We start from the raw sequence: 14,133 nt of genomic DNA, 5'->3' as shown, positions 1-14,133 counted from the left end.
ATTGCAGGCCCACTTCGGATATTGGATTTCACATGATTCGACCTCTTGACGGCATCACTGTCATTTCTTTGGAACACGCGGTAGCCGCTCCGTTTTGCACACGCCAACTGGCTGATCTGGGTGCGCGCGTTATCAAGGTGGAACGCCCCGGCAGCGGCGACTTTGCACGCGGCTATGACCAGCGCGTGAAGGGCCAGTCGTCGCACTTCACCTGGATCAACCGCAGCAAGCAAAGTCTGGCTCTGGATGTGAAACAGCCACTGGCCAAATCTGCGCTGCTGGAGCTACTGAAAACCGCAGACGTGCTGGTGCAGAACCTGGCCCCTGGCGCAGCTGCGCGCATGGGGCTGTCGTACGACGAATTAAAGGCGCACAACCCCCGCTTGATCGTGTGCGACATCAGTGGCTATGGTGCCGATGGCCCCTATCGCGACAAAAAAGCGTATGACTTGCTGATCCAGAGCGAGGCAGGCTTTTTGTCGGTGACCGGCACGCCTGATACACCCAGCAAATCAGGTATTTCGGTGGCCGATATTGCAGCCGGCATGTATGCCTATACCAATATTTTGGCGGCATTGATGTTGCGTGGAAAAACAGGCGAAGGCAGCCACATTGATGTGTCCATGCTGGAGGCGATGGGCGAGTGGATGGGCTACCCCATGTACTACGCCTATGACGGTGCGCCCCCGCCACCGCGTACAGGCGCATCGCACGCCAGCATCTACCCGTATGGCCCCTTCCAGGCCGGTGACGGCAAAACCGTGATGCTGGGGCTGCAAAACGAGCGTGAATGGAAAGCCTTTTGCGCCACCGTGCTGCTGCAACCCGATATTGCTATCGACACGCGCTTTGACAGCAACGCCCAGCGCAATGCCAACCGCGCTGCGTTGCAAGCCGTGATCGTGGAAACCTTCGCTGCCTTGACTGCCGAGCAAGTAGTGGCCCGGCTGGAAGCAGCAGGCATTGCCAACGCCCGCGTCAACGACATGGCCGATCTGTGGCGGCACCCGCAATTGCAGGCACGTGAGCGCTGGCGCACCGTGGCGACACCCGAAGGTGATGTGCCCGCCCTGCTGCCCCCCGGCGTGAACAGCGCTTTCGACTACCGCATGGAGCCTGTCCCCGCCGTGGGCCAGCACAACGCCACCATTTTGGCCGAGCTGGGCTGGAGCGCAGAGCAGGCCGCTGCCTTGCAAAACAGCCCATGCGCGTGACGCCGCAACACCCCAAAAAAAGCAGTCTGCGCTTGCGCACGCTGCAACAGGAACCAGCATGAAGCAAGAAAGTCACATCACCATTCACCCCCTGGCTCAGTTTGCGGCCACGCTGCAGTGGGACGATATTCCTCCCGCCGTACAGCGCAAGGCTGAGGACCTGTGGGTCGACTGGTTCGGCTCTGTGCTGGCCGGCCAAAATGCACGACCTGTACAAAGCCTGACGCGCTTTGCACTATCGCAAGGACCAGCCCAGGGGCCCTGTGAGGTGATCGGTCAAGACACCACCACTTCGCCCATGATGGCTGCACTGGCCAACGCGGCAGCAGCGCATGTCGCAGAGCAAGATGATGTGCACAACGGCTCGGTCTTCCACCCGGCAGCCGTGGTGTTTGCACCCGCGGTTGCCGTGGCGCAAAGCATGGGGGCAACTGGTGCGCAACTGATGGCGGCCTGTGTAGCAGGCTATGAAGTGGGCATCCGCGTGGGCGAATTTCTGGGCCGCAGCCACTACCGGATTTTTCACACCACAGGCACCGCAGGCACCTTGGCCGCAGCCGCTGCCGTGGGCCATCTGCTGGGCCTGAGCCCGGTGCAAATGCAGCATGCACTGGGATCGGCGGGCACCCAGGCCGCAGGCTTGTGGGAGTTTTTGCGCACAGCAGCCGACAGCAAACAGCTGCACACCGCACACGCCGCCGCTGCGGGCCTGATGGCGGCGTATCTGGCCAAAGATGGGTTCACCGGCGCACAGGACATCTTTACCGGCCCACAGGGGCTGGCCGCTGGCATGAGTACCGATGCCAACCCCGGCAAGCTCACCGATGGTTTGGGCACCCGCTGGGCCACGGCGGAGACCAGTTTCAAATGGCATGCATCCTGCCGCCACACGCACCCGGCTGCCGATGCACTTTTGCAAGTCATGCAGCACAACAAGCTGCGCCCCGAAGACATTGCACAGGTCACCTGCCATGTGCACCAGGGCGCCATTGACGTGCTGGGCCCCGTGGTCAGCCCCTCCAGCGTGCACCAGAGCAAGTTTTCCATGGGTACGGTGCTGGCCCTGGCTGCACAGTTTGGCTTTGCGGGGCTGACGCAGTTTGATGCCCATTTCCAGTCGCCTGCCACCGTGGCGTTGCGCGAAAAAGTACACATGGTGCTCGATGCCGAGGTTGATGCGGCTTACCCCCAATGCTGGATTGGCAAAGTCACTGTACAAACCACCGATGGCCGTCACTTGCAAGGGCGTGTGGATGAACCCAAGGGAGATCCAGGCAACACCTTGTCGCGCGATGAAATCACCGCCAAAGCACTGCGATTGGCGGTGTATGGCAACCCGAACTACGCAACCAATGCACCACAAGCCGTGGAACAACTATGGCAAGTGGCGCAGTGGAAGCGTGTGGGTCGTTTGATGGCCTGAACCATTTGTGTCCGGTGAAGACGGGGGTCTGCACCGGACGCAATATTGCAAGCGGAAACACCGCACAGAGAGTGCACGCAGCACTCCGTTTTACTCAAAACACACCAGGAGACAACGAGATGACAACGAAGACTTATCAGGTTTCACGACGCACCCTGCTCAGCGCCTGCGCGCTGGTCACTTTGGGCATGGGCAACGCCATGGCCAGCAACTGGCCAGACAAGGCCATCACGCTGGTCGTCCCCTACTCTGCAGGTGGCCCCACCGATGTGGTTGCACGTCTGCTGGCTGTGCCCATGGGACAGGTGCTGGGTCAGTCAGTGCTGGTAGAAAACACCGTGGGCGCAGGCGGCACGATTGCACCCACGCGCGTTGCCAAGGCCAAAAATGATGGATACACCATCTTGATTCACCACATGGGTATGGCCACGGCACCTGCGCTGTACAAGAAACTGCCTTATGACCCGCTCAAGGATTTCGAGTACATCGGTCAGGTGCTGGATGTCCCCATGACGCTGCTGTCGCGCAAGGACTTTCCGGCCAACAACTTCCAGGAGCTGCAGGACTACGTCAAGAAAAACCAGGAGAAGGTTTCGCTGGCCAACGCAGGCATCGGCGCGGTCTCGCAACTGTGCGGCATGCTGCTGATGCACCAGCTGGGTGTGAACCTGACCACCATCCCCTACAAGGGTGCGGGCCCGGCCATGAATGACTTGATGGGCGGACAGGTCGATCTGCTGTGCGACCAGACCACGCAGACCGTACCAGTCATCAAGGATGGCAAACGTGTCAAGGTTTTTGGTGTCACCACCCCTGAGCGCCTGTCTTCGCTGCCCGATATTCCTACCCTGAATGAGCAGGGCCTCAAAGGGTTTGACGTCAAGGTCTGGCACGGCATGTACGCACCCAAGGGCACGCCTAAAGAAGTGATCGACAAGATCAACAAGGCGCTCAATGTGGCCATCAAGGACGACAACGTGAAGGCACGCATCGCCGACCTGAGCTCTGACCTTGTTTCGCCCGAAAAAGCCACGCCCGAAGGCCTGCGCAAGCACCTGACCGCCGAAGTGGCACGCTGGGCCAAGGTGATCAAGGAAACCGGCGTAACGGCAGAGTAATCCCCCATGACCAGCGGCGCAGCACAGCGCCGCTGGTGGAGCTTTTTCATGATTGATCGTATGGACCACCTGGTGCTGACCACGGCACAGGAAACCGCTTGCATCCGGTTTTATGTCGAGGTGCTGGGCATGCAGCTGGAGACTTTTGGCGAGCAGCGCAAAGCCTTTGTATTCGGCGCTCAAAAAATCAATTTGCACATTGCCGGCAAAGAGTTTGAACCCAAGGCGCAGCACCCGACACCCGGTGCGCTGGATGTGTGCCTGATTGCGTCACAGCCGCTTGAAATCATCCGCCAGCACCTGGCTAACCACCACATCGACATTGAATGCGGCCCCGTGATGCGCACCGGCGCACGAGGCCCCATTCGCTCCATCTATGTGCGTGACCCCGACCTGAATCTGATCGAGATTGCCGAGTACGTTTGATCTCGTAGTTTGTACACCCGCCTGCTAGGTTTTCCCATGAGTGATCTGCTGCACAACGCGCGTTCGTTTTTGTTTGTTCCGGCCCATCAGACCGATCGCCTGCACAAAGCCCTGAAAAGCGCTGCTGACATGGTGATTGCTGACTGGGAAGATGCGGTCGCGCCCAGCGACAAGGCAGCGGCACGCCAGGCACTTTTGGGCACTGTGCAAACACTGTCTGCCACGCTGCGTGCGCGTGTGCTGGTGCGCATCAATGCCGCGCAGACCGCTTGGCATGAGGGCGACATTCAGGTGCTCAAGCAACTGGTGGCGGCGGGCATTGCTGGTGTGGTTGTTCCGAAGGCAGAGACCGTCTCTGTCCTTCACGCCATCGCCCAGACAGCAGGCCCCGCCTGCGCCTTGATCCCCTTGGTAGAAACGGTGGCAGGCATGGATGCACTGGCCAGTCTGTCCGCCGCCCCGCAAGTTGCTCGCCTGGCATTTGGTCATCTGGACTTTCAAGTCGATGCAGGCATGCAGTGCGCAGACGATGAAGGCGAGCTGCTGCCCACACGCATGGCCATCGTCATGGCATCGCGCCGTGCCAATCTGGCACCTGCTATTGACGGCGTCACTGTTGATACCAAAGACAGCACGCACATGGACGCAGACTGCCAGCGCGCACTGCGCATGGGCTTTGGTGCCAAGCTGTGCATCCACCCGGCGCAAATTGCCGTGGCCCACCAGGTGTTCTCGCCCACAGAAGCCGCCGTGGCCCATGCCAGCGCCGTGGTTCAGGCCATGGAACTTGCCCAAGGCGGAGTGTGCGTGGTGAATGGAAAAATGGTGGATGCCCCGGTGCTGCATTTGGCACAGCGCACCTTGCAACGCCATGTCTGGGCCCAGCAACGCCCATGAAAAAAGCGGCCCTCAGGGCCGCTTTGCGTGTGGGTTGCTGCCCCTTGCTTATGGGTACAGACCACGCATTTCACGTGCGTGCAAAATGCGTTTGCAGGCAACAATGAAGGTGGCCGTGCGCAGGCTCACCTTGTTTTCCTGCGCCACTTGCCAGACTGCGCCAAACGCCTCTTGCATGATGCGCACCAGACGGGCATTGATTTCTTCTTCGCTCCAAAAGAAGCTGGAGAAATCCTGCACCCACTCAAAGTAGCTCACCGTCACGCCACCAGCATTGGCAATCACATCGGGCAGCACCAGCACACCCTTGTCGTGCAGGATGTCATCGGCCTCTGGGGTTGTCGGGCCGTTGGCGCCTTCAATCACCATCTTGGCCTTGATGCGCTGGGCGTTGTCCTTGTTGATCTGGCCTTCCAGTGCAGCTGGAATCAGGATGTCGCAATCGACCGACCAGAAGTCTTCTGCTTCAATGGCTTGCGCACCGGCAAAGCCGCCCACGCCACCCTGGTCGCGAACGTGCGCCAGCAGCGCCGCCACGTCCAGACCGTTGACGTTGCTGATGCTGCCGGTATGGTCTTGCACAGCCACCACTTTGGCGCCCGCATCGGCAAACAGTTTGCCTGCAGTGCCACCCACATTGCCAAAGCCCTGCACGGCGATGCGTGCGCCTTCAATCGGCAAGCCAATCAGCTTGGCGGCTTCAACGCCCACGGTGAATACGCCACGGCCTGTGGCTTCAACACGGCCTAACGATCCGCCCAAGTCCACGGGCTTGCCTGTAACCACACCCGTGGCGGTCGAACCCGTGTTCATGGAGTAGGTGTCCATCATCCACGCCATGGTTTGCGCATTGGTGTTCACGTCCGGGGCAGGAATGTCCTTGCTTGGGCCGATCAGCAAACCAATTTCGCTGGTGTAGCGACGGGTCAGGCGTTCCAGTTCGCCCTTGGACAGCTTGCGGGGGTCCACGCGGATACCACCCTTGGCACCGCCGTAAGGCACATTGACGGCGGCGTTCTTGATCGACATCCACGCCGACAGCGCCATCACCTCAGACAGCGTCACGTCCTGGTGAAAACGCACGCCGCCCTTGCCAGGTCCACGGCTCAGGTTGTGCTGTACGCGGTAGCCTTCAAAGTGCGCAATGGAGCCGTCGTCCATCTCAATGGGCACGTCCACGATCAGAATGCGCTTGGGGCGCTTGAGAGTTTCGACCCAGCGGGCCAGCGAGCCCAGATAGGGGGTGACACGATCGACCTGTTGCAGGTAGGTGCCCCAGGGGCCGACGTCGTCCGGATTCAGGTAAGAAGGCAATGCGTGTGTCATCGAATGCGCGGAATGTTCATGTGCAGGCATAAGAACCTCAAAAAAGTAGTGCGATCAAATGGCTCGACTAGCGTGCCTTGATCAGCTGGTTCCAGCGTACGCAGCCAGCGTTCAACTGTCCAAGGCCGCTTGTTTGCATAGTTATAAATTTCACGCATAACCATGCAAGTTCACGTATTTCATCGCTATTTATCGTGATTTCTCAGCCATTATTCACACATCTGCAAAAAGAAAAAATCACGCCCCATGCTTGACCACAGCGCCATGGCTGCACAAGCCCATGACTTGCTCAAGGGAATCCGCCTGCCCTGTGCGGTCACACGCCCCTTCACGCTGCTCAACGGCATGAATTTGCCATGATTGCCCCCATGTCGACCCATTCCGAAAAAGATTGCGCCCAGGGCGCTTGCTCCACGGCCCCTTCGCCTTTTGCCAACCAGCCGCCACTGGGTTTGAGCCTGCTGGCCAAAGATGACCCTGAGGACATCCTGCCCGACTGGCCCAAGGTGGCCCCGGACTTGCCTGAGGACGCCTACTCCATCGCCGATGCACTGTGGTGGTCCCGCAAGCTGGGCGAGCGTGTGGCGCACGGTGCAGATGTGGCCTACATGCTGCGCGATGCAGCAGACGCACGGGCCGTACAAAACGCCTTGGCCATTGCGCGCAAGTGGTGGCCGGCTGGCAGCGTGCCGCGTTACTGGAAATCAGGCGGACCCAGCCGTGCGGCGGCGTTGATTCACGCTCCGCTACCAGAGCCCGGCGTGCAAGCCAGCGCCACCGCCGCTACACCACCTGCCACCGTGTTTAGCCTGCGCGGCATTGAAGGCGAGATTGCGCTGCGCTTGGGCCAGGATGTCACTGCCGAGCAGGCCGCAGCGCTGACTCCCGAGACCGCGCGCGCACTGGTCGATGCCTGCGCCGTGGCCATTGAGTTTGTGGACAGCCGCTGGCGCGAAGGCACCCTTGCACCCGCGCTGACGCTGCTGGCAGACGGCCAGTGCCATGGTGGTTTAGCCATCAGCGACTGGCAAGACTTTGCCCCACTGCGCCAGCACGACTGGAGCCTGCAAACGTGCACGCTGCAAGTCAACGATGGCGCCGTGCAAAGCTTTACAGGCACCCACAGCCTGCAAGACCCCACATGGCTGCTGGCGGCATGGCTGCAGCACGTCACCCAGCACTACGGCACGGTCACCGCAGGCACGGTGGTGACCACCGGCACCTGGACGGGCTGCCCCGAAGTACAGGCCGGTGATCTGGTCACCGTCAGCTTTGACGGGCTGGGTACGTTGCGCTGGCAGTTCTGAACTTGCGGCAAGACAGAACCAAGAAATATTAAAAAAATAGCTGCTATCGCTTACGGGCTATATGTTTAAGCATCTTTTATATCTGAAACATAAGCCAGTCATGCGAATGCAGCTCCTTTTATAAATAGTGCGTGGCAGCTTCGCCAGAGACTAGGCAGTCTTGAGCCCCAGCCGTTTGGCCAGCTTGTGCAGATTGCTGGGGTCTACATCCAGAGAACGGGCCGCCTGTGCCCACTGCCCCCGGTGGGCATCCAGCGCCCAGCGAATGGCCTCGCGCTGCGCGCTGTCCACCACGGCGCGCATGGAAGGGGCGGGGGCCAGCATGGGCGCGTGCAACACCGTGGCGGCCATTGGTAATGGCTGAACATCCAGCCCCAGCCAGTCTGCCTCCAGCGTCACAATGTCACTGCGCTGTGCACCATGGCTCAGTGCTTTGAGTGCTGCACGGCTGACCACGTGCTCCAACTCGCGCACATTGCCCGGCCATGCATAGCGGTGCAGCGCATCTTCTGCCGCCACCGACAGGCGCAAGCTGCGCAAGCCCAGACGCGCACGGTTGAGTTCCAGAAAGAATCCGGCCAGCAGCAGCACATCGTTGCCACGCTCACGCAGTGGCGGAATCGGCACGGGGTAGACCGAAAGACGGTGGTACAGATCTGCACGGAAACTGCCTTCCTGCACGCGCTCTTTCAGGTTGCGGTTGGTGGCCGCAATGATGCGCACATTCACCTTGCGCGGGCGGTCTGCGCCCAGCCGCTGAATCTCTCCGTTTTGCAAGGCCCGCAGCAGCTTGGCCTGAATGGACAGGGGCAGCTCGCCCACCTCATCCAGAAACAGCGTGCCGCCTTCTGCGGCCTCAAAGCGACCTGCGCGCTCGGCAATGGCTCCTGAAAAAGCACCACGCACATGGCCAAACAATTCGCTTTCAGCCAGGGCCTCAGGCAACGCCGCGCAGTTGACGTGCACCAGCGGTTTGCCGCTGCGGCGCGACATCTGGTGCAGCCGCCGTGCAAACAGCTCCTTGCCCACACCGGTTTCGCCCAGCAGCAGCACGGGCAATTCGGTGTCGGCCACCACTTGCAGCTCTTGCAGCAAGTGCAGCAAGGGCTTGCTTTGCCCGATGATTTCACCCTCGGGGCGCGAGGCTATGCCTTCCTCTACCGCCCCTGCCGATTGGCGCACACCGCGCAGCGCGGTCTCCAGGCGCGTCACGCGCACGGCTGCTTCAATCACCAGCACCAGCTGCTCCAGCTCTCGGATGGCCTTGCCCTCAAAGGTGCCCACCGTCAGCGCGTCCAGCGTCAGTACGCCCCAGCACTGGCCCTCCACCTCCAGCGCTACGCCCATGCAGTCATGCACATCCAGTGGCTGGCCCGGTTGCTCGATCACCAGACCGTCGTAGGGGTCAGGCAGCTTGCTGTCATGCGGAAAGCGCACCACCTCGCCAGCCCGCTGGAGCAAGGTGGCCAGACGGGGGTGCTCTGCAATCGGAAAACGCCGCCCGACGGCATCGCTGGACAAGCCGTCCACCGCCACAGGCCGCAGGCTGCTGGTCTCACTGTCCAGACTCAAAAGTGCCACAGCACCGCAGCCAAACTGCATGCGCAACAGCTCTACCAAACGCTGCAGACGTACGGCCATGGGCAGCTCCATGGCAAGGTCGGTCAGCAATAACGCGTGCAAGGGGTTCATGGTGAAAATCACCTTTCTAAGGTTGTTTTCACCCTAACTGGATCGGGTAGTTATGACCTTGATCTGGGTAAACACTTGTTTTTATTTTGATTTTTTCTGGCCTGTTCTGTGCGTAGTGAGAAGTGACGGCAAACCCGCCCTCACTCACTGGAGCCCACAACCATGAAACAGCCCACATTGCGCACCCTCTCTCTAGCCATCTGCGCGCTGACCCTGTCTGGTATTGCCCCCACCCTGCAAGCAGCCCCCCAAAAGGCGGGCACCTCCGCCAGCGCCCAGCAAAGCGTCAAGCGCTTTGTGCTGCACACCAATGTGGTGGACGGCAAGATGGTCTACGTGGATGACAAAGGCGTTGCCAACCCCACGCTGACCGTGGCAGTGGGTGACACCGTCGAAATCGAGCTGGCCAGCGGAGAAGGTGCCGAGCATGATTTGCGCATTGACGAGCTGGGCGTGGCATCGCCCAAGTTCAGCGGCAAGGGCACACAGCGCGTACGTTTCACGGCCTCGCAGGCGGGTGAGTTTCAGTACTACTGCTCCATCCCCGGGCACCGCCAGGTCGGCATGTTTGGCACCATTCAGGTCACGGGCAAATCACAGCCAGCCAAATCTGCCAGCAGCACCTCCAGCGATGCGGCTTTAGCGCTGTACACACCCATCACCGTGCCGCAAAAGGGCGCAGACCCCACGGCGGTTGATATCTCGGCCAGCCCCACCCAGTTGCCACCTCCCATTGCGGCGCATGCCCCGCAAGTACAGAAGGTGCGCCTGGAGACGGTGGAGCTGTCCGGCAAGCTGGATGACGACACCAGTTTTACTTACTGGACCTTCAACCGCCAGGTCCCCGGCCCCATGCTGCGTGCGCGGGTGGGCGACACCATTGAGCTGACACTGGCCAATGCCAAGGACAGCAAGGCCATCCACTCCATCGACCTGCATGCCGTAACAGGCGGGCACGGAGGGGGCGAGCACACCCAGGTTGCACCCGGCCAAGAAAAAACCATCACCTTCAAGGCCATGCACGCAGGCCTGTTTGTGTACCACTGCGCTACACCGCTGGTGCCACAGCACATTGCTGCAGGCATGTACGGAATGATTCTGGTCGAGCCCGAACAAGGCCTGCCCAAGGTAGACCGCGAGTTCTATGTGATGCAAGGCGACATGTACACACAGCGCCCCATTGGTGCCAAGGTGCACCAGGACGTGGACCTGCAAAGAATGTCCGATGAGCTGCCCACCTACTACGTGTTCAACGGTGCGGTCGGAGCCTTGAGCAAGACGCACAAGATGCAGGCCAAGGTGGGTGAGACCGTGCGCATCTATTTCGGTGTGGGCGGGCCCAACAAGATTGCCTCGTTCCACATCATTGGCGAAGTGTTTGACAAGGTCTACAGCGAAGCCGCACTCAACACCATCAAGCACAGCGTGCAAACCACCGTGGTTGCCCCCGGCGGCGCCACCATTGTGGAGCTGAAGATGGACTACCCCGGCAGCTATCTGCTGGTAGACCATGCACTCTCGCGCACCGGCAAAGGCGCCGTCGGCGTGCTGGAAGTCACGGGCGAAGGCATCCCTGGCGTCTACAAGCCCAGCGCCCTGTAACGCACCCAGCGCACCACCACACGCCTTGCCAGACACCTACTCTGGCAAGGCCAGCTCCCCGCACACAGCACGCCCTTGTGGCCGCTTTTTTCACGACTTTCTAGGAGATTCACCATGCCTTACATGGAGCAATCATTGGGGCAGCTCGCCCGCCGTATTCCCGGGGCCACCGGTCTGTTCGATGCCCACCAGCTGGACTTTTGCTGCGCCGGCAACCGCAGTCTGCGCACGGCCACCGAAACCCTGGGCATTGATCCCCGCCCCCTGGTGGATGCACTGAAAAATCTGGAGCAGCGCGCCGCCGCAGAGCCTGAGCAAGACTGGAGCGATGCCAGCGACACGCAACTGGTGGAGCACCTGCTGGTGCGCTATCACGCTGTACACCGCGAGCAACTACCCGAGCTGATTCGACTGGCACGCCGCGTGGAACATGTCCACGGCGACCGCCAAGACTGCCCCCACGGCCTGGCCGACCATCTGGAGGCCATGGCGCAAGAGCTGGACAGCCACATGCGCAAGGAAGAGATGGTGCTGTTTCCCATGATTACGCGGGGGCAGGGAGGCATGGCCAGCATGCCCATTTCGGCCATGCGCTCTGAGCACGATGACCACGGCACCGAGCTGCGCCGTCTGGCCGAGCTGACCGACAACATCACCACCCCACGCGACGCCTGCACCACATGGCGCGCGCTCTACACCGGGTTGCGCAGCTTTCGCGATGACCTGATTGCCCACATTCATACCGAGAACAACATCCTGTTCGAGCGCTTTGCGCCCGCGCAGGTGCTGTAACTGCACAGAGGGAGACCACACCATGGGTCCGTATAAAAAACACTGGTTCACGCTCATTGGCATGTGCATCGTGATGTTCGCGCTGCTGGGCTATCTGGGTGTCGACATTTACCGCGCAGCCCCGCCCATCCCTGACCATGTGGTCACCGAAAAGGGCGAAAAGCTGTTCACCGAAGAAGACATTCTTGACGGCCAGACCGCCTGGCAATCGGTGGGCGGCATGCAGCTGGGCTCCATCTGGGGCCACGGTGCCTACCAGGCCCCTGACTGGACTGCCGACTGGCTGCACCGCGAACTGACCGCGTGGCTGGAGCTGGGCGCGCAAGAGCGCCACAAACAGGCCTATGCCGATCTGGGGGTGGGCGAGCAAGCCGCTTTGCGTGCACAGCTGCAGGCCGAATACCGCCACAACCGCGTCGATGACAACGACACACTGACCGTGAGCGAACGCCGTGCCCGGGCCATGGCACAAACTGCCACCTACTACGAGCAACTGTTCTCGGACGAGCCCGCCCTGCGCGGCAGCCGCGAGAGCTTTGCCATGAAGGAAAACACCCTGCCCAGCGCTGAGCGCCGCGCGCAGATGACCAAGTTCTTCTTCTGGACAGCATGGGCCGCCGCCACCGAGCGCCCCAACAGCAAAGTCACCTACACCAACAACTGGCCGCACGAACCGCTGATCAGCAACGTGCCCAGCAGCGAGAACGTGGTCTGGTCGATTGCCAGCGTGGTGATCTTGCTGGCAGGCGTGGGCTTTCTGGTGTGGGGCTGGTCATTCCTGCGCCACCAGGACACCGAGGAAGTCCCCGCACCTGTGCAAGACCCGCTGACGCGCTTTGCCCTGACTCCCTCACAACGCGCCTTGGCCAAGTATTTGCTGCTGGTCGTCGGGCTGTTTGTCTTTCAGGTGATGCTGGGCGGCTTTACCGCGCACTACACCGTGGAAGGGCAGGAATTCTATGGCGTAGACGTATCGCAATGGTTCCCCTACTCACTCACCCGCACCTGGCACATTCAAAGTGCACTGTTCTGGATTGCCACGGGCTTTCTGGCGCTGGGCCTGTTTCTGGCCCCCGTCATCAACGGCGGCAAAGACCCGAAATTCCAGAAACTGGGCGTGGACGTGCTGTTCTGGGCGCTGGTGTTTGTCTGCGTCGGCTCTTTCGTCGGCAACTACCTGGCGATTGCCCAGGTCATGCCCGCAGAGTGGAACTTCTGGCTGGGTCACCAGGGCTATGAATACGTGGATCTGGGCCGTTTCTGGCAGATCCTCAAATGGGTGGGCATGCTGCTGTGGCTGGTGCTGATGCTGCGCGGTGTGCTGCCCGCATTGCTGGCGCGCAATGGCGAAGACAAAAACCTGCTGGCCCTGCTGACCTGTTCGTGCGGTGCCATTGGCCTGTTCTACGGTGCGGGGCTGTTTTACGGCGAGCGCACCAGCCTGACCGTGATGGAGTACTGGCGCTGGTGGGTGGTGCACCTGTGGGTAGAGGGCTTCTTTGAAGTCTTTGCCACCACTGGCCTGGCCTTTGTGTTCTCCAGCATGGGGCTGGTCTCGCGCCGCATGGCCACCACAGCCAGTCTGGCCTCGGCCTCGCTGTTCCTGCTGGGGGGCATTCCCGGCACCTTCCACCACCTGTACTTTGCAGGCACCACCACCCCGGTGATGGCCGTGGGTGCAGCCTTCAGTGCGCTGGAAGTGGTGCCGCTGATCGTGCTGGGCCATGAAGCCTGGGAGAACTGGCGCCTCAAAGACCGTGCGCCGTGGATGCAGCAACTCAAGTGGCCGCTGATGTGCTTTGTGGCTGTGGCCTTCTGGAACATGCTGGGCGCAGGCGTCTTTGGTTTCATGATCAACCCGCCCATCTCCCTGTACTACGTGCAGGGCCTGAACACCACGCCACTGCACGCCCATGCGGCCCTGTTCGGTGTGTATGGTTTCCTGGCGCTGGGCTTTAGCCTGATGGTGCTGCGCTATGTGCGCCCCCAGATGGCCTTCAGCGAAGGCCTGATGAAAACCGCTTTCTGGTGCCTCAACGGTGGTCTGGTACTGATGATTGCCACCAGCTTGCTGCCGATTGGGGTCCTGCAGTTCCACGCCAGCGTGAGCGAAGGCCTGTGGTGGGCACGCAGCGAAGCTTTCATGCAGCAGCCGCTGCTGGAAACGCTGCGCTGGGTGCGCACCTTTGGTGATGTGGTCTTCATTGTGGGCGCACTGGCTATGGCATGGCAGGTGGTCAAGGGTGTGCTGGGCCACTCGGCCCCGGCACGCACCACCCCGGCCTCCAGCAACGTCATTCCAGCCAAATAACCACCATGCAGCGTGCACTCCGCTT

General features: G+C 60.9%; 11 protein-coding genes. 9 read left to right on the top strand and 2 right to left on the bottom strand.

All coding sequences use genetic code 11. The annotated features are described in order from the left end of the window. Positions 1 to 32 precede the first annotated feature (32 nt). The 5 genes from H9646_RS03920 (at position 33) to H9646_RS03900 (ending at position 5,078) form a co-directional block, all read left to right on the top strand. Positions 33 to 1,214 carry a CaiB/BaiF CoA transferase family protein gene (locus H9646_RS03920; protein WP_191722031.1) on the top strand — a complete coding sequence of 394 codons (1,182 nt, stop codon included), beginning with the start codon at positions 33 to 35 and terminating at the stop codon, positions 1,212 to 1,214. 58 nt (positions 1,215 to 1,272) lie between these two features. Next, positions 1,273 to 2,637: an MmgE/PrpD family protein gene (locus H9646_RS03915; protein ID WP_191722030.1), complete on the top strand. Its 1,365-nt coding sequence runs from the start codon at positions 1,273 to 1,275 to the stop codon at positions 2,635 to 2,637. A 119-nt stretch (positions 2,638 to 2,756) separates the two neighbouring features. After that, a complete protein-coding gene (locus H9646_RS03910) occupies positions 2,757 to 3,755 on the top strand; it encodes a tripartite tricarboxylate transporter substrate binding protein BugD (RefSeq protein ID WP_191722029.1) in 999 nt (332 codons plus the stop codon). 48 nt (positions 3,756 to 3,803) lie between these two features. Further along, complete coding sequence (locus H9646_RS03905) at positions 3,804 to 4,181, top strand: VOC family protein (protein ID WP_191722293.1); 378 nt, start codon at positions 3,804 to 3,806, stop codon at positions 4,179 to 4,181. Between the two features lie 36 nt (positions 4,182 to 4,217). Continuing rightward, a complete protein-coding gene (locus H9646_RS03900; protein ID WP_191722028.1) occupies positions 4,218 to 5,078 on the top strand; it encodes an HpcH/HpaI aldolase/citrate lyase family protein in 861 nt (286 codons plus the stop codon). Positions 5,079 to 5,126: 48 nt separating this feature from the next. Here H9646_RS03900 and H9646_RS03895 read toward each other — a convergent pair whose 3' ends face one another. Next, positions 5,127 to 6,434, bottom strand: a complete 1,308-nt coding sequence (locus tag H9646_RS03895) for a Glu/Leu/Phe/Val family dehydrogenase (protein ID WP_191722027.1) — start codon at positions 6,432 to 6,434, stop codon at positions 5,127 to 5,129. A gap of 338 nt (positions 6,435 to 6,772) precedes the next feature. On the opposite strand from H9646_RS03895, the gene H9646_RS03890 reads away from it, so the two are divergent. Next, entirely contained in the window at positions 6,773 to 7,711 is a 939-nt protein-coding gene (locus tag H9646_RS03890; RefSeq protein ID WP_191722026.1) for a fumarylacetoacetate hydrolase family protein, read from the top strand. Positions 7,712 to 7,861: 150 nt separating this feature from the next. On the opposite strand, the gene norR is transcribed toward H9646_RS03890, so the two are convergent. After that, positions 7,862 to 9,403, bottom strand: coding sequence for a nitric oxide reductase transcriptional regulator NorR (gene norR, locus H9646_RS03885; protein WP_191722025.1), 1,542 nt, complete (start codon positions 9,401 to 9,403; stop codon positions 7,862 to 7,864). Positions 9,404 to 9,565: 162 nt separating this feature from the next. Between norR and nirK the strand changes: the two genes are divergently transcribed. The 3 genes from nirK to H9646_RS03870 all read left to right on the top strand — a co-directional run bounded on the left by nirK (position 9,566) and on the right by H9646_RS03870 (position 14,108). Continuing rightward, complete coding sequence (nirK, locus tag H9646_RS03880) at positions 9,566 to 11,005, top strand: copper-containing nitrite reductase (RefSeq protein WP_191722024.1); 1,440 nt, start codon at positions 9,566 to 9,568, stop codon at positions 11,003 to 11,005. 114 nt (positions 11,006 to 11,119) lie between these two features. Beyond that, a complete protein-coding gene (ytfE, locus tag H9646_RS03875) occupies positions 11,120 to 11,797 on the top strand; it encodes an iron-sulfur cluster repair protein YtfE (protein ID WP_191722023.1) in 678 nt (225 codons plus the stop codon). A 22-nt stretch (positions 11,798 to 11,819) separates the two neighbouring features. Continuing rightward, positions 11,820 to 14,108, top strand: coding sequence for a nitric-oxide reductase large subunit (locus H9646_RS03870; RefSeq protein WP_191722022.1), 2,289 nt, complete (start codon positions 11,820 to 11,822; stop codon positions 14,106 to 14,108). Positions 14,109 to 14,133 lie beyond the last annotated feature (25 nt).

Source organism: Comamonas avium, from assembly GCF_014836675.1.
GTDB lineage: Bacteria > Pseudomonadota > Gammaproteobacteria > Burkholderiales > Burkholderiaceae_C > Comamonas > Comamonas avium.
This window is presented reverse-complemented; position numbering and strand designations above follow the sequence as displayed.